Genomic DNA, 18,289 nt, shown 5'->3' on the forward strand with positions numbered 1-18,289 from the left:
CATATGGCAGTGGCAGTGAGTACATCGATCGCATCCACGGGAGGACGCCAGCATGGAACAGTCGCACGAAAGCTACCCGCCGCCGGTCTATCGCAACGCCATCGAACCGGAACGCGAACGCAGTCTGCGCACGCTCACGCACATTCTGTACGCGCTCTACGCGGTGCATTGGCTCACGGGCGGCGTGTCGATCCTGGTCGCGATCATCATCAATTACATCAAGCGGCCCGACGTGGCGGGCACGCCGTACGAAGCTCACTTCGAGTGGCAGATCCGTTCGTTCTGGGCGGCGTTGGTGGGTTATGCGATCGGCGGCGTGCTGCTGTTCGTATTGATCGGCATTCCGATCCTCTGGGCCGTCAGCATCTGGATGTTGTACCGTATTATTAAGGGCTGGCTGTATCTGTACGATAACAAGCCATTCGCGAATCCGCGTAGCTGGGTTTGAGCGCCGTCCGATCATGGGTCGGACCTGAGTTCAACCTTCCGCCGCGTTGCGCTTCGCGCTCTAGCCCCACTGCGTCAGGAATACGATGAGTCACGACCCGAACTGCCTTTTCTGCAAGATCGCCGCCGGCGAAATTCCGTCGACCAAAGTCCACGAAGACGACGAGTTCCTGGCCTTCCGCGACATCCGTCCGGCGGCCGAAACGCACGTGCTGGTGATTCCGCGCAAGCACCTGCCGACCCTGTCGAATTGCACCGAAAACGATGCACCGCTGCTTGGTAGAATGCTTGTCTTGGTGGCGCGTCTGGCCGACCAGTTGGGCGTGGCGTACACCGGTGGCGAGACGGGATTTCGCACGGTGATCAACACCGGGCCGGGCGGCGGGCAAGAGGTCTATCACCTGCATGCGCACATTCTTGCGGGGCCGCGTCCGTGGCAACGCATGGGCTGATGGCGCGGCTGCGGGTTTTTACGGCATTGTAATAACGCCGACGCGGTCGGCTGGTCACAATGCCGTTCGCTGGTTGCGGCGGTGTTGCGGCGGCGCCGCCAGTTGCATCGGAACAGCTCGCGGTAACGTATAGATGGAGCGGCAGCGCTTCGAGTCACGCCGCAAGGCGCAAGAGTTTTGCCGCTCATTGGGCGGCGTCGGGGTTAAGGAGAGTAGTCATGGGTTCGTTTAGCATTTGGCATTGGCTCATCGTGTTGCTGATCGTGGCGCTCGTGTTCGGCACGAAGAAGTTGCGCAATATCGGCACCGATCTGGGTGGCGCGGTGAAGGGCTTCAAGGAAGGCATGAAAGAAGCCGAAACGCCCGCAGGCGAAGCGCAGCAGCGTGAACTGCCGCGCAACGGCGCCGTGGATGTGGAAGCGAAGGAAAAAGCGCCGCGTTCCGGCGATTACCGCTAAGCCGCGGCTTACCCGCGTTACTGACGGACATTCCACTTCATGCTGGACCTCGGTCTAACCAAGATGGCGCTGATCGGCGTCGTCGCGCTGGTCGTACTCGGGCCTGAGCGCCTGCCACGCGTCGCCCGTACGGCCGGCGCGTTGTTCGGCCGCGCGCAGCGGTATATCAACGACGTGAAGGCCGAAGTCACTCGCGAAATCGAGCTCGACGAACTGCGTCGTATGAAAACCGAGTTTGAAGCGGCGGCGAGCAATGTCGAAACGTCCGTTCAGGACAATCTGCGCAAGCACGAAACCGAACTGAACGACGCGTGGAACAGCGGCACGTCGGTGTCGCCGAGCATTGCCGGCGGCGCGCTCGAAGACGTCGGCACCACGTCGTGGCCCAGCAGTACGCCGCCCGCCGGCCCGAAGCGCAAGAACTGGCGCGTCAAGCAGGGTGCCATGCCCACCTGGTACAAGCGCGCCACCCTGCGCCGCACGCGCGTGCAGTCGGGCGCAGCGCGCGTCGCGCGTCATACGCCGGCCACCATGCGTCGTCCGACGCGGTTCTTCTGATGATCAGAACGACAATCTCTAACCGAGGGCCGGCGTGAGCGACCCCCAGCAAACCCAGGACGAAGGCACTGAAGAGACCTTCATTTCCCACCTCGTTGAATTGCGCGATCGCATCATTCGCGCTGGCCTCGCCGTCATCGTGGTGTTCGTCGGGCTCGTGTATTGGGCGCCGGATATTTTCCGGCTGCTGGCGCGCCCGTTGATGCAGAACTTGCCGAAGGACGGCAAGATGATTGTCACCGACGTGACCGGCTCGTTCTTCGTGCCGATGAAGGTGACCATGCTGGTCGCGTTCGTGATCGCGCTGCCTATCGTGCTGTACCAGATCTGGGCATTCGTCGCGCCGGGTCTTTATCAGCACGAGAAGAAACTGGTCGGCCCGCTGGTGGGCAGCAGCTACACGCTGTTCCTGTGCGGCATGGCGTTCGCGTACTTTGTGGTGTTCCCGACCATCTTCCGCGTGATGGCGCACTACAATGCGCCGCTCGGTGCGGAGATGACGACCGACATCGACAATTACCTGAGCTTCGTGCTGACCATGTTCATCGCGTTCGGGGTGACGTTCGAAGTGCCGATCATCGTGGTGCTGCTGGTCCGCATGAATGTGCTGACCATCAAGAAGCTCAGGGAGATTCGCCCCTATGTAATCGTCGGCGCGTTCATCATTTCCGCCGTGGTGACGCCGCCGGACGTGTTTTCGCAACTGATCCTCGCAATTCCGCTGATCGTGCTGTACGAGGCGGGCATCATCGCGGCGCGGCTGATTGTCGGCAAGCAGCCTGTAGTGACCGACGAGGCAAGTTCGCCGGATTGATGTTGATTTCCCCGCTCGCTCGCGAGGGTCGCCAAGCTGAGCGGTGGGGCAACAAGGCCAAAGCAGGCCAAGGCAAACAAAAAAGGGCAGTCCGTTGCGGACTGCCCTTTTTTGTTTTTGCTGCGGTGTTTCGTTCAACCGCCGTCGTCATCCTGCTGATCGCCGCCGCCGTTGTCGTTATCTTCAGCCGGCTGCTTGGGCGGCGCGGGGCGCTTGCCGATGGTCACATCCAGATCCATTTCGCGGCTCTTGCGCACAAGGTGCACCTTGGCGGCCGTGCCCGGTTTGATCTGCGCGATGACGTTTAACAGACGCGTGGTGTCGGTAATCTCCTGACCGTTCACGCTCACCAGGATGTCGCCCGGCTTGATACCCGCGCGGTCGGCCGGACCGTTCTTCAACACGCCGGCGACGATCGCACCCGACTTCTGCTCGAGCCCGAACGACTCGGCGATCTCCGGCGTCACGTCCTGCGGCTCGACGCCGATCCAGCCGCGCGTGACCGACCCGGTCGTGATGATGCTCTCCAGCACGCTGCGCGCCGTCGATACCGGAATCGCGAAGCCGATGCCCAGCGAGCCGCCCGAGCGCGAATAGATCGCCGTGTTGATGCCGAGCAGATTGCCATTCACGTCGACCAGCGCGCCACCCGAGTTGCCGGGATTGATCGCCGCGTCGGTCTGAATGAAGTTCTCGAACGTATTGATGCCGAGGTGGCTGCGGCCGAGCGCGCTGACAATGCCCATGGTCACGGTCTGGCCGACACCGAACGGATTGCCGATAGCCAGCACCACGTCGCCCACGCGCGTTTGATCCATACGGCCGAGCGTGATGGTGGGCAGGTTGGTCATATTGACCTTCAGCACGGCCAGATCCGTTTCCGGATCGACGCCGATCACCTTCGCATTCGTGGTGCGACCATCGGCCAGCGCGATTTCGATCTGATCGGCGCCGTCCACGACGTGCTGGTTCGTTAGAATGTAACCTTCCGAACTCACTATCACACCCGAGCCCAGGTTCGATGCGGGCTCCTGCTGCTGCTTACGGTTGTTCTTGTCGCCGAAGAAGTAGCGGAACAGCGGATCTTTCGCGCGCGGGTCGGGTGGCAGTGAGCCATCCTTGCTGGAGAACACGTTGACGACCGCAGGCATCGCCTTCTGGGCGGCGTCTGCGTAAGACGCCTGAGCGGGGCCGCTGCCGATGCCAGGCGCCACTTCCCGGAGGGCGACGATCGGTTCGGCGAGTTGCTTGCCGAATTGCCCTTGACGCTGGAGCCACTGCGGTTTGAGCGTCGCAATGATGAACATCAGCGCCAACAGCACAGTCACCGCTTGGGCAAAGAACAGCCAAAAGCGTCTAAGCATCTGAAGACTTGAGGTTTATATGGATCGGATCGAACTTGAATTGTACTTGAACAATCTCCTTGAAACCGCGCGCTTCAAGGACTACTGCCCCAATGGATTGCAGGTCGAAGGGCGACGTCGAATAAATAAGCTCGCGACCGGCGTGACCGCGTCGGTGGCCTTCCTGGAGGCCGCGCTCGACTGGGGCGCGGACGCCGTACTGGTCCATCACGGCTACTTCTGGCGCAACGAAGCGCCGCAGATCACGGGCCGCAAACACGCGCGCCTGAAGCTGCTGATCGCCAACGACCTGAACCTGTTCGCCTACCATCTGCCGCTCGACGACCACCCGCTGTTCGGCAACAACGCGCAGATCGGCGAGAAGATGGGCTGGATCAGCGACGCGCGCTTCGGCGACAACGACCTCGGCTGGCTCGCCACCTTTCCGATGCCAATCACGCTTTCGCACCTCACCGCCGAAATCGAGCAGACGCTCGGCCGCACGCCGCTCGTGTTCGGCGACCCGGATCGCGAGTTGCGTCGCGTGGGCTGGTGCACGGGTGCCGCGCAAGGCATGTTCGAGGCCGCCATCAACGCGGGCGCCGACGTCTATCTGACCGGCGAAGTCTCGGAGTCGGTCATGCACACATCGGCGGAAAGCGGTGTGGCGTTCCTCGCGGCCGGCCATCACGCGACCGAGCGCTTCGGCGTGCAGGCCGTGGGCAAGCATCTGTCCGAGCAATTCGATATCGAGCACGTGTTTATCGATATCCCTAATCCGGTTTGAATCGTCCGTTAGGAAAACATCCAGGCAAAGGCAATGCAAAAGCGGCGAAATGCCGCAGCCAGCGTATTAGCAAAGAAAAAGGTACGAATAACGCATAAGACGCTTAAAAGAAGGCGCGAAAAAGTTTGTGATTTGTACGGAGAAACCCTGATCTATCAAGGACTTCGCACGGTTTTTGGCAATCGGCCCTTGTAAATGGCGACTCCATTCGCGCAAACTAGCGGCGGTAGAAGCGACGTGAAGGAAAAATCCAACTCAGAAGTGGGGCGTGTGATGCGAGACAAGGAAGATGAACGCGTCGACGGCGGCCGCCGTACCTGGCTGATTGCGACGACCGTAGCAGGTGGCATAGGAGGCGTTGCCACTGTCGTACCCTTTGTTAGTTCGTTTGCACCATCTGAAAAGGCCAAGGCAGCAGGTGCCCCGGTCGAAGTCGATATTAGTGATCTCAAGCCGGGCGACATGAAGACCGTTGCCTGGCGCGGTAAGCCGGTGTGGATCATCAACCGCACCGACAGAATGCTCGCCGATGTCCAGAAAGCCGATAACGAAGTAGCGGATCCCCACACCAAGAATCCTTTTTCGATGCCGTTGCCGGAGTACTGCAACAACGAATTCCGTTCACGCACCGATCACAAGAACCTTTTTGTCGCCGTCGCCGTGTGCACCCATCTGGGCTGCACGCCGACACCGCGCTTCCAGGAGGGCGCGCAGCCCAATCTGCCGGACGACTGGCCGGGCGGCTTCCTATGCCCTTGCCACGGTTCGACCTACGACATGGCCGGCCGCGTCTTCAAGAACAAACCTGCGCCGCAGAACCTCGACATCCCGCCCTACATGTTCACCACGGCCACCAGCCTCGTGATCGGCAAGGACGAGAAAGGAGAAGCGTAATGGCGATCGAACACGAAGTAGAGACGACCGGGCTGGTCGGCTGGATCGACCGCCGCTTTCCGCTGACCTCCACCTGGAAAAAGCACGTTTCCGAGTACTACGCGCCGAAGAACTTCAACTTCTGGTACTTCTTCGGTTCGCTCGCGCTGCTGGTGCTGGTCAATCAGATCGTCACGGGCATCTTCCTCACCATGAACTACAAGCCCGACGCGACGCTCGCGTTCTCGTCGGTCGAGTACATCATGCGCGAGGTGCCGTGGGGCTGGCTGATCCGCTATATGCACTCCACGGGCGCGTCGATGTTTTTCGTCGTCGTGTATCTGCATATGTTTCGCGGGCTGATGTACGGCTCGTACCGCAAGCCGCGTGAACTGGTGTGGGTGTTCGGCTGCGCGATCTTTCTGTGCCTGATGGCCGAGGCGTTCTTCGGCTACCTGTTGCCGTGGGGGCAGATGTCGTTCTGGGGCGCCCAGGTGATCGTGAACCTGTTCTCGGCGATTCCGTTCATCGGGCCGGATCTGTCGCTGTGGATTCGCGGCGACTATGTGGTCTCGGACGTCACGCTGAACCGCTTCTTCGCGTTTCACGTGATCGCGATTCCTCTGGTGCTGATCGGACTGGTGGTCGCCCATCTGGTGGCGCTGCACGAAGTGGGCTCGAACAACCCGGATGGTATCGAGATCAAGGCGAAAAAAGATCCGGACGGCATTCCGCTCGACGGCATTCCGTTCCATCCGTACTACTCAGTGCACGATTTCATGGGCGTGTCGGTGTTCCTGACGATTTTCGCCGCGATCATTTTCTTCGCGCCGGAAATGGGCGGGTACTTCCTGGAAGCGAATAACTTCATTCCGGCCAATCCGCTGCAAACGCCGCAGGAAATCGCGCCGGTGTGGTATTTCACCGCGTTCTATGCGATGTTGCGCGCCACGACCGACCCGTTCAAGATCGTCCTGATGATTGTGATCGCGTTGCTCGGCCTGCTCGCGCTGGTGCGGGCGCGCGGCAAGTGGAAGCTCGGGTTGCCGGTGCTCGCGGTGCTGGTGATTCTGGCCATGGCCTTCACCGAATCGAAGTTCTGGGGCGTGGTGGTGATGGGCGGCGCGGTGATTTCGCTGTTCTTCCTGCCGTGGCTCGATCGTTCGCCGGTGAAGTCGATCCGTTACCGGCCGTTTTTTCACAAGGTGTTCTACGGGATCTTCGTGGTGGCTTTCCTGACGCTCGGTTTCCTCGGTACGAAACCGCCGTCGCCGGCTTCCACGCTGATCGCGCAGGTTTGCGCGCTGATCTATTTCGCGTTTTTCCTCGGTATGCCGTTCTGGACGCGGCTTGGCACGTTCAAGCAGCCACCCGAACGGGTGCGGTTCAAGCCTCACTAATCGCAAGCCAGGAGAACACGAAATGAAAAAACTGCTTACGACGTGCGCGCTGATCGGCGCGACACTGCTTGCGGTGCTGGGTACTCCGGCGCACGCGGACGAGAATTTCCCTCTCGACCGCGCGCCCGATAACGCGGAGAATTTCGCTTCTTTGCAGCACGGCGCGCAATTGTTTGTAAACTACTGCCTGAATTGCCATAGCGCGAACCTGATGCGCTACAACCGGCTGACCGACCTCGGCATCACGCCGGCGGAAATTCAGTCGAACCTGCTGTTCACTACCGACAAGGTCGGCAACACCATGACCGTGGCGATGCGCCCGGACGACGCAAAAGCGTGGTTCGGCGCGGCACCGCCGGATTTGTCGGTAGAAGCGCGGGCGCGCGGCAAAGACTGGCTGTACACGTATCTGCGCAGTTTTTATCGCGACGATACGCGGCCGACCGGCTGGAACAATCTGGTGTATGAAAACGTGAGCATGCCGCATGTGCTGTGGCAGCTTCAGGGGCAACGTACCGCGAAATTCGGGGACGAAACCGACGAAAAAACGGGCGAGACGGTACACAAATTTGTCGGCTACCAGCAGGTCACTCCGGGGACGATGTCGCCGGTAGATTATGATTCTGCTGTGGCCGACCTCGTGTCGTACCTGTCATGGATGTCCGAACCGACGCAGAAAACCCGCAAACAGCTTGGCGTGTGGGTACTGATGTTCCTCGGCATCCTGAGCTTTTTCGCCTGGCGACTGAACGCCGCGTACTGGAAACATATCAAATAATCACGCCGTCACGCGGCGTGGGGCCGGCGCCAGGAAAAACCTGCTGAACGGTTTTTCCGCGCGCTGGCCTTTCAGCTTTTTGAGGAAACGTAAACATGATGGTTCTGTATTCCGGCACAACTAGCCCGTTCTGCCAGCGCTGCCGGCTGGTGTTGTTCGAAAAGGGCATGGACTTCGAAATCCGCGACGTCGACCTGTTTAACAAGCCGGAAGACATCGCCGTGATGAATCCGTATGGTCAAGTGCCGATTCTCGTCGAACGGGACCTGATTCTGTACGAATCGAACATCATCAACGAGTATATCGACGAGCGCTTCCCGCACCCGCAACTGATGCCGGCCGATCCGGTTCAGCGCGCGCGCGCCCGTCTGTTCCTGCTGAACTTCGAAAAGGAACTGTTCGTTCACGTCGGCACGCTCGAAAACGAAAAGGGCAAGGCCGCCGAGAAGAATCACGAGAAGGCTCGCCTCGCGATCCGCGATCGTCTGACGCAGCTCGCACCGATCTTCCTGAAGAACAAGTACATGCTCGGCGAAGAGTTCTCGATGCTCGACGTCGCGATCGCGCCGCTGCTGTGGCGTCTGGATCACTACGGTATCGAACTGTCGAAGAACGCAGCACCGCTGATGAAGTACGCCGAGCGCATTTTCAGCCGCCCGGCTTATATCGAAGCGCTGACGCCGTCGGAAAAGGTGATGCGTCGTTGAGTTTGGCTTTAGGGTGCGGGCGTCGCGCGGTAGGCGTGGCGCGGCCTCGCATCCGGTAAGAGGACTGTTGATGCAAGAGATTTCCACCAAGCCTTATCTGCTGCGCGCGTTGTACGAGTGGTGCACGGATAACGGCTATACGCCGCACATCGCGGTCCGGGTCGACAACCAGACGCGGGTGCCGCGTCAGTTTGTGCGCGACAACGAAATCGTGTTGAACATCAGCTTCGAGGCAACCAGCCAGTTGCAGATGGGCAACGAGTGGATCGAGTTCAGCGCGCGCTTCTCCGGCAAGTCGCACAAGATCGAAGTGCCGATCGCCAATATTCTCGCGATCTACGCGCGCGAAAACGGCCAAGGCATGGCGTTCCCGGTCGAGTCGGCCGGCGGTGAGGCCCAGGATTCGGGTGCGGACGCGGAACTGGCGGACGAAACCGAAGCGCCGGCCGCACCGCGCGCGGTCGAGACGTCGGCCGCCGACGCGGCCGCCAAAGCCGAGACCGCAACGGACGGCCCGCAGCCGGACGACGATGGTTCAAAAGGTGGCGGAAGGGCTCGCCTCAAGATCGTAAAATGAAGTAGAATCACGGCCTCATGCCGGCTTAGCTCATCAGGTAGAGCGCTTGACTTGTAATCATGAGGTGGCGGGTTCGAGTCCTGCAGCCGGCACCAGAAGTACAAAACGGGGTTTCTGTTCATTCAGAAACCCCGTTTTTTTATTGGCGTTTTCGCAAACCGCGCGTGGCGCGATGAATTGTGCGGCAAGACCATTGGCGGCTTATCCCAGTCAGGATAATCCCGCGAAAATATAGTTCGCTGAACTTGGGGGCGCGTAAACGAAACGAGTGGCGGACACGCAATGCATGTCCGCCACTCGAGGGCAATTCAAAGGCTTGATTTTTAATTGGCGTTTTGGAGGCCGTGGTGCGGCGTCTCAGTGCGCGATCTCTCAGGTCCTAGTGGGTACGGCCTTTCCCACAGGTTGAGAACGACTATACCTGGGCGATACGGATCTGTCTATTGTTTGGCGGGAAAGCCCTGGTTGCCCCGAACACCTGAGATAGACAGGTGGCCGCACTTGTATAATCAATACGCATAATTTATTACCAAGGTCGCCGTGTCAGATAAGCGTCAACAGATTCTCGATACCGCAACGCTGCTGTTTAGCAAGCATGGTTATCACGCAGTGGGCGTGGATTGGATCATCGCCGAATCCGGGGTGGCGAAAATGACCATGTACCGGCATTTCCCGTCCAAGACCGACCTGGTGATCGCCGTATTGCGGCAGCGTCAGGAACTGTGCGCAGTGTCGCTCAAAGCGTTTGTCGAGGAGGCAGACGCGCCGCTGGTCCGTCTCGAACGAGTATTCGACTGGCATCAGGACTGGTTCACCAGCGAGACCTTCACGGGCTGCATGTTCACGCATGCAGCCGCCGAATTCGCCGACAAAGGCAGCAGCATCCACGAAATTAGCGTCGAACAGAAAGCAGGTCTCACGCAATTCATCGAGCAACTGCTGACAGATCTCGTGTCGTCCTCGCAGGCCAAAATCCTCGCGCCAGTCATGGTCATGCTGCTCGACGGCGCCACTTTGGCGGTGCAGATTTCCAGTCGAAAAGGCGCTGCGGGCGAAGCCTGGAATGCCGCGCGCGCTTTGCTGGCTGTGCATTCCGAGGCGACGGTCTGATTTCATGACGGGTGAGATAGACCGGCTGCCCGGCGTAGCGGTGAGGCGCGGAACGGTCGAAAATCACCATATCTCATTCACCTTGTCGATTGTGGACTTTTTTGTCTATTTTCGGCTTACGGCAACGACGGCAAGCCTGAACATCGACGAATAGCGCACCGCTTACCCGGACGACAGAGGTACTATTCGGGCGTCAGTCAGTCGGCATCACTATCCAGTACTCCGGCGGGCAACGCCCCCGACGACGCGAGTTTTCTCCGCGTCCCTCCCGCAACACCGATCCCACCTCATCATGACCAGCCCCGCATTCATTACCTGGCCCGAAGCCGATGGCCCTCGCACCGCGCGTTGGCGCTCCGAAGCGGCCGTGCCGCCGCCCAAACGCGTGGTCGTCGCCGACGATCGCACCACCGCCGACTCGGCTTACCGCCTCGCGTGCGAAGGCACGGCGCTGCTCTGGAACGGCGACTTCCAGAATGCCCGCCAATTGCTGCAGGCCGTCACCCGACGGCTGGAGCGCAAACCGCGCAAACAAGGTGAAACGCCGATCGACGCATTCAACCTGCATCGGCAGTCGCAGTCGCAACGCGCGCGCACGCTCGGCATGATCCTGATTCCGCTCGACGCCGCGTACGCCATTCCGCTGCGCCGCGCGCCCGAAGTGCTACAGGCGTGCGTCGAAACCTACGGGCCGGCGAACGATGAGGCATCGGTCGTATCGCTGCGCGAATTGCTCGGTCTGATCGGCGCGCACGAGTGGCGCAAGAAGGGCGTCGAGATTCCCGCGCTCGGCGAGCGGATTCATCCGCATTACGGCGTGTTCTCGCCGGTGCGTGGCGAATATGTGGATCTTGTCGCACGCACGCCGCTGCCGTCGCTGAACAAGGCGTTCGATATCGGCACCGGCACTGGCGTGTTGGCCGCGTTGCTCGCCAGACGTGGCGTGAAGAAAATCGTCGCGACCGATCAGGATCCGCGCGCGCTCGACTGCGCGCGCGAGAATCTCACGCGTCTCGGTTATGACCAGCAGGTCGAGGTCGTGAAGGCCGATCTGTTTCCGGAGGGACGCGCGCCGCTGGTCGTCTGTAATCCGCCGTGGGTGCCGGCGCGGCCCGCGTCGCCGATCGAATATGCCGTCTACGATCCGGATAGCCGTATGCTGCTCGGTTTCCTGAATGGCCTGGCCGCGCATCTGTCGCCGGGCGGCGAGGGCTGGCTGATCCTGTCGGACTTCGCCGAGCATCTCGGGCTGCGTTCGCGTGAATGGCTGCTCGACGCGATCGACAAGGCAGGGTTGACGGTGGTAGGACGTGAGGATATTCGTCCGCGGCATCCGAAATCGACCGATGAGACCGACGCGCTTCACGCAGCGCGTGTGGCCGAGTTGACTTCGCTGTGGCGGTTGAAGGCGCGTTAAGCTGAGCGCCAGGTGATGGGCTGGAGCGCCGCGCGTTGGTTAGTCCGACACGCGGCGTTTTCTTTCGAGCGTCACGCAGCCGGCGGTTGCGATGCGCCTGAGGCATCCGTCGTACCCGCCGCATTCAACCCGGCACCCGCCGCAAGATACGCGAGCGCGCCGCGCCCCGCTACCAGCCCGCTAGCAAAGCACGCCGTCAACAGATAACCGCCGGTCGGCGCTTCCCAATCGAGCATCTCGCCCGCGCAAAACGCGCCCGGCAATGGCTTGAGCATCAGATGCGCGTCGAGCGCTTCGAACGGAATGCCGCCTGCCGTACTGATCGCTTCGGCGATCGGTCGCGCGCGGGTGAGCCGCACGGGCAGCGCCTTGATCGCATGCGCCAGCCGGTTCGAATCCGCGAAGGTCTCCTTCGACAGCATCTCGTGCAGCAGCGCGAGTTTGACCCCGCCGATCCCGATTCGCCCTTGCAGATGGCTCGACATCGAACGCGAGCCGCGCGGCCGCGTGACTTCCGCGATGACTCGCTCCAAAGGCAAGCCCGGCGCCAGATCTAGCGCGATCGTCACGTCGCCGTCAGCCAGAATCCGCTCGCGAATCGCCGCCGACAACGCGTAAATCAGGCTCCCTTCAAGGCCCGTTTCGGTCAGAAGTATTTCACCTTGTCGATTGTGGACATTTTTGTCTATATCGGTGAGGGAAATGGCGATCGACTTGACCGGTCGTCCCGCGAAACGCTCGCGCAGATACGGGCTCCAATCGGCGTCGAAGCCGCAGTTCGCGGCGCGCAGCGGCGCCACCGGCACGTTGCGGGCGCTCATCAGCGACACCCAGGCGGCGTCGGATCCGAGACGCGGCCAGCTTGCGCCGCCGAGCGCGAAGACGACCGCATCGTAGGTTACGCGTTGCTCGCCGTCGGGTGTCGTGAACCGTAGCATCTGCGTGCTGGATTGACTCGCAGCGGCAGTTGCAACACCGTCTTCGCTATCCCAACCGACCCACTTGTGGCGCATGTGAAAACGCACCCCGGTCTCTCTCAGCCGATGCAGCCACGCACGCAGCATCGGCGCGGCTTTCATGTCGGTGGGGAAGACGCGTCCTGAACTGCCGACAAACGTCTCGACGCCCAGCCCTTTCAGCCAGGCCCGCAGCGCGTCGGGACCGAACGCATCCAGCAGCGGCGCGATCTGCTGACGGCGCGAGCCATAGCGGCCGAGAAACGGCTCGAGCGCCTCGGAATGCGTGATGTTCATGCCGCCTTTGCCCGCCATCAGGAATTTGCGGCCGACGGACGGCATCGCGTCGTAGACGTCGACTTGCACGCCATGGCTGGCGAGCGCCTCGGCGGCCATCAAGCCGGCGGGGCCGCCGCCGATCACGGCGACGCGGGCGGAATCAAGGGAAGAGGGCATGCGGTCCTGCGGATGAGCGGAGAGGCGGTGCGGAGCCCGGCGGCGAAAGACGAGGCGAACCAAGCAGCGCGAAGGTCGCTATTTTCACACCGTGGGCAGTGTTGGGCAAACACACGGACAAGCGGGCGGGCCGAAAAAAGCTGGCTTCAGGCGCATCCGGATCAGCTCGATTGGCGCTCGCCGCTTTGCTGTTCGACCGCGCGACCTATACTTTTCAAACACCATCCATTGGGCGCCGTTCGCGTCGTTCCTCGTCAAACAAGGCCTCCCACTTGCCGCCTAGCGCCGCGCTCGCCGCCGCGTATGGCCAGTGACATGGTTAGCGCATGCGACCGCACAGACGGATAGGTGAACGTATGCACCAAGGAGACTGCCATGACCCGCAAATATATCGACTGCCGGGAGTTCCCGAGCGAAATGAATTGCACCGTTGCCCTGTCCGCCGACTCAGAGAGCGAATTGCTCGACGCCGCCGTGCAGCACGCGGTCACTGTCCATCAACACACGGATTCGCCGGAGTTGCGTGCGCAACTGAAGACGCTGTTTCATGAAGGCACGCCACCGGTCGAGGCGCCGCGCGCTTGAATGCCGGCGTCCGGACCGACCCGCACGAGCGGTGCATTGCCGCCCGCTCGCTCGGATCGCCGTATTTTTATTTTCTAGCCGGGATAAGCCTCGTCCACCTTCAATCCCGCCAGCTTGAAAATGACCCTTAGCGTCTGCGGTTTGATATCGCGGCGCGACGCGAGCGTCGTCATCACGAAGTCGAGCACTTTCGCGTACTTGAGCATCGTCAGGCAGGTTTCCATGTCGACGCTGCCGTCGCGCATGACTTCGGCCAGGCGCAGCATTTCCGTGGAGATGTCGCGGGCCATCTCCAGTTCGAGCTGCTGTTTTTCGGACCAGGCCGGGGTGGCGATCAGCTTCGCCAGCATTTCCTGAAACTTCTGTTCGACGTTTCCGTTGGGTACCGTATCCATTGCTGCCTCTTCTATTATCCGAGCACGCGTCCAGTCGAGATCACGGCGCGCTGCTGGTTACGTAACGTTCGGCCCGTGTTCCGGGACCGTCCTCCCCACATGCATTCGGTTTGCGTGATCGAAGCCACGTCCGGCAGCTCGTTGTTATCGGCGATACGGCCTGCCTGCTTGGTCGAAACGCCATGACAGCCGGTTTTTGCGTCACCCTGGAAACGTCCTGCGTGGTCTTAAACGAGCAGGAACCGTTCCAGCTTTTTGCCTTTTCTTGCATGATTTGCGCCACCCTTCGGTGAGTCGGCGGCACTTTGGGTAAACTGGCAGCAACTTTTCCCTTTTTCCGTCGCCTGTCGCACGTTCGCCGTGCAATCGATGGCGGTTCCCCGTAAGCGGTCCCCCAAGATGTCCAGCAAAACCCACGAAATCCGTCCGAATCAGTCCATCGAGCTGCTGAAGGAGCTCCATATCCTTACGCGCGACGGCAAGATGAATCAGGACAGCCGGCGCAAGCTCAAGCAGGTCTACCACCTGTTTCAGTTCATCGAGCCATTGCTGAAGGAGCGCAAGGACGATCAGGGCGCCGTGACGCTGGTCGACCACGGCGCGGGCAAGTCATACCTAGGTTTTATTCTGTACGACCTTTTCTTCAAGGAGTTTCAGGATGCCGCGGGTGGGGCTTCGCACATATACGGTATCGAAGCGCGCGAGGACCTGGTCGCCAAATCCGAGGAACTGGCCGTCCGGCTGGGCTTCACGGGTATGTCGTTCCTGAACCTCTCGGTTGCGGAGTCGATCACGTCCGATCGCTTGCCCGAGCGTATCGACATCGTGACGGCGCTGCATGCCTGCAACACCGCCACCGACGACGCGATCCGCTTCGCGCTGCGCAAGCAGGCGAAGAACATCGTGGTCGTGCCGTGCTGTCAGGCCGAAGTGGCAGGGGTGTTGAAGCAGAACAAGGGTAAGTCGCTGGGGAACGCGCTGACGGAAATCTGGCGGCATCCGCTGCATACGCGCGAGTTCGGCAGCCAGATCACGAATGTGCTGCGCTGTTTGCAGCTCGAGGCGCACGGCTATCAGGTCAGCGTGACCGAACTGGTCGGCTGGGAGCATTCAATGAAAAACGAACTCATCGTCGCCCAGTACAAAGATCTGCCGAGACGGCGTCCGGCCGAGCGGCTCAACGAGGTGATGGAAACGCTGGGGATCGAGGAACTGAAAGAGCGGTTTTTTGTGTCCACCTGATTTCGTCGTGGTCTGCCGCTGAACCGTTGCGTCGATTAATGCTTCAGGAGCGCGTTCCAACCGGCCAGGCCGATTCTCCGGAGCGTTTCCTGGTTGCGCTCGTAAATGGCTTCCGCGTCGGGAAAAGCCTGGACCGCCCGCTCGATGCTGTCTTCACGCAACAGGTGAAAGATCGGATACGGTGCCCGGTTCGTATAGTTCTCGATCTCGTCGGGTTCGCTGCCTTCGAACTGATAAAAAGGATGAAAGCTGGCGATCTGAATCACGCCTTCCAGACGAAGCTGCTTGATCATCCGTTCGGCGAAAAACAGGCCGTCGTTGTAGTCGAGAAAGTCGCCGAGCGCATTGGGAACGATCAGCAGCGTGGTATCCACCGCGTTCGGATCGGCGGCGACCAGGGTTTGAAGCTCGGTTTCCAGATCGGCCAGGACCGCTTCCATGTGCGTCGCATCGCTGACGGCATAGCGAATCTGGCCTTTCACGTGCACCGCCTTCGCAAACGGACAGAGATTCAGTCCGATCACCGCTTCGGTGAGCCAATGGCGGGTCGCGGCGATGACGGCGTCGTGGGATTCGGCGGGCAACGGCATAACAAATAAAGCGAGACGAAAGCGCCATTCTAACGGGACCGACCGGCACGAATGCCGATCCACCTCAGCCCGCGGCCGCCGCGCCGCAAGCCGCTGCGATCAACAGCGCCGCCGCCTTCGGCGCGGCCAGAATCGGCCCGCATCCCGGCCCATAAGTCTGGCTGGCCGCGTACACGCCTTCAATCATCAACCCAAGCGCGTTGGCGAGCGCCACCGGATCGTCAGCGCCGGCTTCGGTCGCGAGGCCGGTCAACCGTGCCATCAGCCGCGCCTTGTTGTCATACACGAACTGCCGCGCCTGATGCGCGACGTCCGGAAACTCTACCGATATATTGACGAACGGACAGCCGCGATAGTCGTCGCTCGAAGCGCGCACCGCGAGGTCGTCGAAATATTGCTGCAACTGCCTGGCGGGCTCGCCCGGATGTTTGGCGAAACTCTTCTCCACGTAGCCGAAGAACTGCTCGTCTCTGCGGTCCAGATAAGCCATCACGAGATCATCTTTCGACGAAAACTGGCGATACAAGCTCATCTTGTTGACGCCCGCCCGCTCGACCACCGCGTCCACGCCGACCGTGCGCACGCCTTCGCGATAGAACAGTTCGTCCGCGGCGCGCAGCAGATGCTGCTGCGCCTGCGGCCCCGCCGTCTGCGCACTGCGCGCGCGCCGCGCGCCGGTCGCCTTGGGTGATTCGCTATCGGACATGGACTGCCACCTCGATGTAATTGACGTCTTGACATGTTACCGAGCAGTAACTAAGATCGCAACTCATTGTGACAGATCTGTCACAAGTTCTTTACCGAAGTCGTAACAATGCGAGCGATGCGGCCCGTCCGGCCGGCATCGATTGGAGAACCGATGAACTGGGCAGCGAGACTGATTGGCGGGCGTTTCCACTACGGCTGGTTGACGGTCGCGGTGGTGTTTCTGGTGTTGCTGGCGGCGGCCGGCACGCGCGCCACGCCGAGCGTGATGATGGTGCCGCTCGAGCATCAATTCGGCTGGAGCCGCGCGACCATCTCGCTCGCGATCTCGGTGAACATTGCGCTGTTCGGGCTGATGGGCCCGTTCGCGGCGGCCGCGATGCAGCGTTTTGGCGTGCGTCCCACGCTGCTGGCCGCGCTCGGCACGATGGCGGCGGGCGTGGCGCTGTCGTCGCTGATGACGCATCCGTGGCAGATGGTGCTGATCTGGGGCGTGATGGTCGGCGGCTCGACGGGCGTGGCGGCGTTGTCGTTGTCGGCGACGGTGGTGACACGCTGGTTCACCACGCGCCGCGGCCTCGTGATGGGCATTCTCACGGCCAGTTCGGCCACCGGCCAACTGGTGTTCCTGCCGATGCTGGCCGCTATCGCCGAGCATCACGGTTGGCGTAACGTCGTGTGGGTCGTGGCAATCGCAGTGGCGATCGTGATTCCGCTGGTCGCGTTTCTGCTGCCCGAACGTCCGGCCGACATGAAGCTGCGCCCGTATGGCGAAGCGCATGACGCGCCGATCGCCGCCACCGGCAGCAAACAGAATCCGCTCGCCATCGCGTTCGGCACGCTTGCCATGGCGAGCAAGCGGCGCGACTTCTGGCTGCTGTTCTTCAGCTTTTTCATCTGCGGGGCGAGCACCAACGGCTATGTCGGCACGCACCTGATCGCCATGTGCGGCGACTACGGCATGACGGAAGTGCAGGGCGCGTCGCTGCTCGCCGCGATGGGCATCTTCGATCTGTTCGGCACGACCTTGTCGGGCTGGCTGTCGGACCGCTTCAATAGCCGGGTGCTGCTGTTCTGGTATTACGGTCTGCGCGGGTTGTCGCTGATCTATCTGCCGCACGCATTTGGTATCGACTTCTTCGGCTTGCCGCTGTTCGCCGTGTTCTACGGGCTCGACTGGATCGCGACCGTGCCGCCGACCGTGCGTCTCGCCACGGACGTCTTCGGCAAGGAATCGGCCCCGGTTGTGTTCGGCTGGGTCGTGGCCGGCCATCAGCTCGGTGCGGCGTTCGCGGCGCTCGGCGCGGGCATGCTGCGCGCGAGCCTCGGGACTTACACGGTGGCGTCGATGATTTCGGGCGGACTGTGCCTCGTGGCCGCGTTGATCGTGCTGCGTATCAACCGGCCCGCCAAAGTGCCGGAACCGCAAGTGGTGTGAGGTTTGAGCGGTGCGGTAAGCCGGCAGGCAGCGAATCGCGCGCGGCCATGTCCATCGGCATTCACGCTGCAACGGCCCTGCGGGGCCGTTTTCGCATTGCAGCCAGCGTGAAAACTAACTGCATACAGGTTGGAGCACGTGCGCCGAAGCCCGGTTATGCTATGTGGCCCCGGGCAGTCGCCCGTCGATCATGAATTTCGA

Annotated in this window: 21 protein-coding genes and 1 tRNA gene; 17 read left to right on the top strand and 5 right to left on the bottom strand. The window is 61.3% G+C overall.

Annotated features, from left to right (window positions below; translation table 11 throughout):
* The first annotated feature begins 52 nt into the window (after positions 1-52).
* From B0G83_RS30920 to tatC, 5 genes are all read left to right on the top strand, one after another.
* On the top strand, positions 53-448 hold the full coding sequence (locus B0G83_RS30920) for a hypothetical protein (protein ID WP_105511142.1): 396 nt from the start codon (positions 53-55) through the stop codon (positions 446-448).
* An 85-nt stretch (positions 449-533) separates the two neighbouring features.
* Positions 534-899, top strand: a complete 366-nt coding sequence (locus B0G83_RS30925; protein ID WP_105511143.1) for a histidine triad nucleotide-binding protein — start codon at positions 534-536, stop codon at positions 897-899.
* A gap of 218 nt (positions 900-1,117) precedes the next feature.
* Positions 1,118-1,357 (top strand): Sec-independent protein translocase subunit TatA, encoded by a 240-nt coding sequence (gene tatA, locus B0G83_RS30930; protein WP_105511144.1) that lies wholly within the window; start codon positions 1,118-1,120, stop codon positions 1,355-1,357.
* A gap of 39 nt (positions 1,358-1,396) precedes the next feature.
* Positions 1,397-1,915: a Sec-independent protein translocase protein TatB gene (gene tatB, locus B0G83_RS30935; protein ID WP_105511145.1), complete on the top strand. Its 519-nt coding sequence runs from the start codon at positions 1,397-1,399 to the stop codon at positions 1,913-1,915.
* Between the two features lie 34 nt (positions 1,916-1,949).
* Positions 1,950-2,729 (top strand): twin-arginine translocase subunit TatC, encoded by a 780-nt coding sequence (gene tatC / locus B0G83_RS30940; RefSeq protein ID WP_105511146.1) that lies wholly within the window; start codon positions 1,950-1,952, stop codon positions 2,727-2,729.
* Positions 2,730-2,863: 134 nt separating this feature from the next.
* Here the strand turns inward: tatC and B0G83_RS30945 are convergent, their stop codons facing one another.
* Positions 2,864-4,093 (bottom strand): Do family serine endopeptidase, encoded by a 1,230-nt coding sequence (locus tag B0G83_RS30945; protein WP_105511147.1) that lies wholly within the window; start codon positions 4,091-4,093, stop codon positions 2,864-2,866.
* 19 nt (positions 4,094-4,112) lie between these two features.
* Here B0G83_RS30945 and B0G83_RS30950 point away from each other — a divergent pair, with 19 nt between their 5' ends.
* From B0G83_RS30950 to B0G83_RS30990, 9 genes are all read left to right on the top strand, one after another.
* Complete coding sequence (locus B0G83_RS30950; RefSeq protein ID WP_105511148.1) at positions 4,113-4,859, top strand: Nif3-like dinuclear metal center hexameric protein; 747 nt, start codon at positions 4,113-4,115, stop codon at positions 4,857-4,859.
* A gap of 273 nt (positions 4,860-5,132) precedes the next feature.
* Complete coding sequence (gene petA, locus B0G83_RS30955) at positions 5,133-5,753, top strand: ubiquinol-cytochrome c reductase iron-sulfur subunit (RefSeq protein ID WP_105511149.1); 621 nt, start codon at positions 5,133-5,135, stop codon at positions 5,751-5,753.
* Positions 5,753-7,132, top strand: coding sequence for a cytochrome bc complex cytochrome b subunit (locus tag B0G83_RS30960; protein WP_105511150.1), 1,380 nt, complete (start codon positions 5,753-5,755; stop codon positions 7,130-7,132). The genes petA and B0G83_RS30960 overlap by 1 nt, the downstream gene beginning before the upstream one ends.
* Before the next feature lie 22 nt (positions 7,133-7,154).
* On the top strand, positions 7,155-7,910 hold the full coding sequence (locus B0G83_RS30965) for a cytochrome c1 (RefSeq protein ID WP_105511151.1): 756 nt from the start codon (positions 7,155-7,157) through the stop codon (positions 7,908-7,910).
* Positions 7,911-8,005: 95 nt separating this feature from the next.
* Entirely contained in the window at positions 8,006-8,617 is a 612-nt protein-coding gene (locus B0G83_RS30970) for a glutathione S-transferase N-terminal domain-containing protein (RefSeq protein WP_035554923.1), read from the top strand.
* A gap of 70 nt (positions 8,618-8,687) precedes the next feature.
* Positions 8,688-9,194, top strand: a complete 507-nt coding sequence (locus B0G83_RS30975) for a ClpXP protease specificity-enhancing factor (protein WP_105511152.1) — start codon at positions 8,688-8,690, stop codon at positions 9,192-9,194.
* 19 nt (positions 9,195-9,213) lie between these two features.
* Positions 9,214-9,289, top strand: a tRNA-Thr gene (locus tag B0G83_RS30980).
* A 445-nt stretch (positions 9,290-9,734) separates the two neighbouring features.
* Complete coding sequence (locus B0G83_RS30985; RefSeq protein ID WP_105511153.1) at positions 9,735-10,304, top strand: TetR/AcrR family transcriptional regulator; 570 nt, start codon at positions 9,735-9,737, stop codon at positions 10,302-10,304.
* A 292-nt stretch (positions 10,305-10,596) separates the two neighbouring features.
* The gene (locus B0G83_RS30990) at positions 10,597-11,721 is read left to right on the top strand and encodes a class I SAM-dependent methyltransferase (RefSeq protein WP_105511154.1); all 1,125 of its coding nucleotides are present in this window, start codon (positions 10,597-10,599) and stop codon (positions 11,719-11,721) included.
* Between the two features lie 71 nt (positions 11,722-11,792).
* Here the strand turns inward: B0G83_RS30990 and B0G83_RS30995 are convergent, their stop codons facing one another.
* Positions 11,793-13,133 (bottom strand): TIGR03862 family flavoprotein, encoded by a 1,341-nt coding sequence (locus B0G83_RS30995; RefSeq protein ID WP_105511155.1) that lies wholly within the window; start codon positions 13,131-13,133, stop codon positions 11,793-11,795.
* Positions 13,134-13,508: 375 nt separating this feature from the next.
* On the opposite strand from B0G83_RS30995, the gene B0G83_RS31000 reads away from it, so the two are divergent.
* Positions 13,509-13,718 carry a DUF1059 domain-containing protein gene (locus B0G83_RS31000; RefSeq protein WP_105511156.1) on the top strand — a complete coding sequence of 70 codons (210 nt, stop codon included), beginning with the start codon at positions 13,509-13,511 and terminating at the stop codon, positions 13,716-13,718.
* A 74-nt stretch (positions 13,719-13,792) separates the two neighbouring features.
* Here the strand turns inward: B0G83_RS31000 and B0G83_RS31005 are convergent, their stop codons facing one another.
* Positions 13,793-14,113, bottom strand: coding sequence for a hypothetical protein (locus tag B0G83_RS31005; RefSeq protein ID WP_012434486.1), 321 nt, complete (start codon positions 14,111-14,113; stop codon positions 13,793-13,795).
* 399 nt (positions 14,114-14,512) lie between these two features.
* On the opposite strand from B0G83_RS31005, the gene B0G83_RS31010 reads away from it, so the two are divergent.
* The gene (locus tag B0G83_RS31010; protein WP_105511157.1) at positions 14,513-15,355 is read left to right on the top strand and encodes an SAM-dependent methyltransferase; all 843 of its coding nucleotides are present in this window, start codon (positions 14,513-14,515) and stop codon (positions 15,353-15,355) included.
* Between the two features lie 35 nt (positions 15,356-15,390).
* Here the strand turns inward: B0G83_RS31010 and B0G83_RS31015 are convergent, their stop codons facing one another.
* Both B0G83_RS31015 and B0G83_RS31020 read right to left on the bottom strand, forming a co-directional pair.
* The gene (locus B0G83_RS31015) at positions 15,391-15,945 is read right to left on the bottom strand and encodes a DUF1415 domain-containing protein (RefSeq protein ID WP_105511158.1); all 555 of its coding nucleotides are present in this window, start codon (positions 15,943-15,945) and stop codon (positions 15,391-15,393) included.
* A 64-nt stretch (positions 15,946-16,009) separates the two neighbouring features.
* Positions 16,010-16,651 carry a TetR/AcrR family transcriptional regulator gene (locus B0G83_RS31020; protein ID WP_105511159.1) on the bottom strand — a complete coding sequence of 214 codons (642 nt, stop codon included), beginning with the start codon at positions 16,649-16,651 and terminating at the stop codon, positions 16,010-16,012.
* Between the two features lie 153 nt (positions 16,652-16,804).
* On the opposite strand from B0G83_RS31020, the gene B0G83_RS31025 reads away from it, so the two are divergent.
* Positions 16,805-18,088 (top strand): MFS transporter, encoded by a 1,284-nt coding sequence (locus B0G83_RS31025; RefSeq protein ID WP_105511160.1) that lies wholly within the window; start codon positions 16,805-16,807, stop codon positions 18,086-18,088.
* Positions 18,089-18,289 lie beyond the last annotated feature (201 nt).

The sequence above is a fragment of the Paraburkholderia sp. BL21I4N1 genome (assembly GCF_002973525.1).
Classification (GTDB): Bacteria; Pseudomonadota; Gammaproteobacteria; order Burkholderiales; family Burkholderiaceae; genus Paraburkholderia.

Bases quoted from the DNA above. Each gene is read 5' to 3' on its own strand.
- B0G83_RS30975 (WP_105511152.1), top strand. From the start codon at position 8,688: ATGCAAGAGATTTCCACCAAGCCTTATCTGCTGCGCGCGTTGTACGAG.
- B0G83_RS30950 (WP_105511148.1), top strand. From the start codon at position 4,113: ATGGATCGGATCGAACTTGAATTGTACTTGAACAATCTCCTTGAAACC.
- B0G83_RS30920 (WP_105511142.1), top strand. From the start codon at position 53: ATGGAACAGTCGCACGAAAGCTACCCGCCGCCGGTCTATCGCAACGCC.
- B0G83_RS31025 (WP_105511160.1), top strand. From the start codon at position 16,805: ATGAACTGGGCAGCGAGACTGATTGGCGGGCGTTTCCACTACGGCTGG.
- B0G83_RS30945 (WP_105511147.1), bottom strand. From the start codon at position 4,093: ATGCTTAGACGCTTTTGGCTGTTCTTTGCCCAAGCGGTGACTGTGCTG.
- B0G83_RS30990 (WP_105511154.1), top strand. From the start codon at position 10,597: ATGACCAGCCCCGCATTCATTACCTGGCCCGAAGCCGATGGCCCTCGC.
- B0G83_RS30960 (WP_105511150.1), top strand. From the start codon at position 5,753: ATGGCGATCGAACACGAAGTAGAGACGACCGGGCTGGTCGGCTGGATC.
- B0G83_RS31020 (WP_105511159.1), bottom strand. From the start codon at position 16,651: ATGTCCGATAGCGAATCACCCAAGGCGACCGGCGCGCGGCGCGCGCGC.
- B0G83_RS30970 (WP_035554923.1), top strand. From the start codon at position 8,006: ATGATGGTTCTGTATTCCGGCACAACTAGCCCGTTCTGCCAGCGCTGC.
- B0G83_RS31000 (WP_105511156.1), top strand. From the start codon at position 13,509: ATGACCCGCAAATATATCGACTGCCGGGAGTTCCCGAGCGAAATGAAT.
- tatA (WP_105511144.1), top strand. From the start codon at position 1,118: ATGGGTTCGTTTAGCATTTGGCATTGGCTCATCGTGTTGCTGATCGTG.
- B0G83_RS31005 (WP_012434486.1), bottom strand. From the start codon at position 14,113: ATGGATACGGTACCCAACGGAAACGTCGAACAGAAGTTTCAGGAAATG.
- B0G83_RS31010 (WP_105511157.1), top strand. From the start codon at position 14,513: ATGTCCAGCAAAACCCACGAAATCCGTCCGAATCAGTCCATCGAGCTG.
- B0G83_RS31015 (WP_105511158.1), bottom strand. From the start codon at position 15,945: ATGCCGTTGCCCGCCGAATCCCACGACGCCGTCATCGCCGCGACCCGC.
- B0G83_RS30925 (WP_105511143.1), top strand. From the start codon at position 534: ATGAGTCACGACCCGAACTGCCTTTTCTGCAAGATCGCCGCCGGCGAA.
- tatB (WP_105511145.1), top strand. From the start codon at position 1,397: ATGCTGGACCTCGGTCTAACCAAGATGGCGCTGATCGGCGTCGTCGCG.
- B0G83_RS30965 (WP_105511151.1), top strand. From the start codon at position 7,155: ATGAAAAAACTGCTTACGACGTGCGCGCTGATCGGCGCGACACTGCTT.
- B0G83_RS30995 (WP_105511155.1), bottom strand. From the start codon at position 13,133: ATGCCCTCTTCCCTTGATTCCGCCCGCGTCGCCGTGATCGGCGGCGGC.
- petA (WP_105511149.1), top strand. From the start codon at position 5,133: ATGCGAGACAAGGAAGATGAACGCGTCGACGGCGGCCGCCGTACCTGG.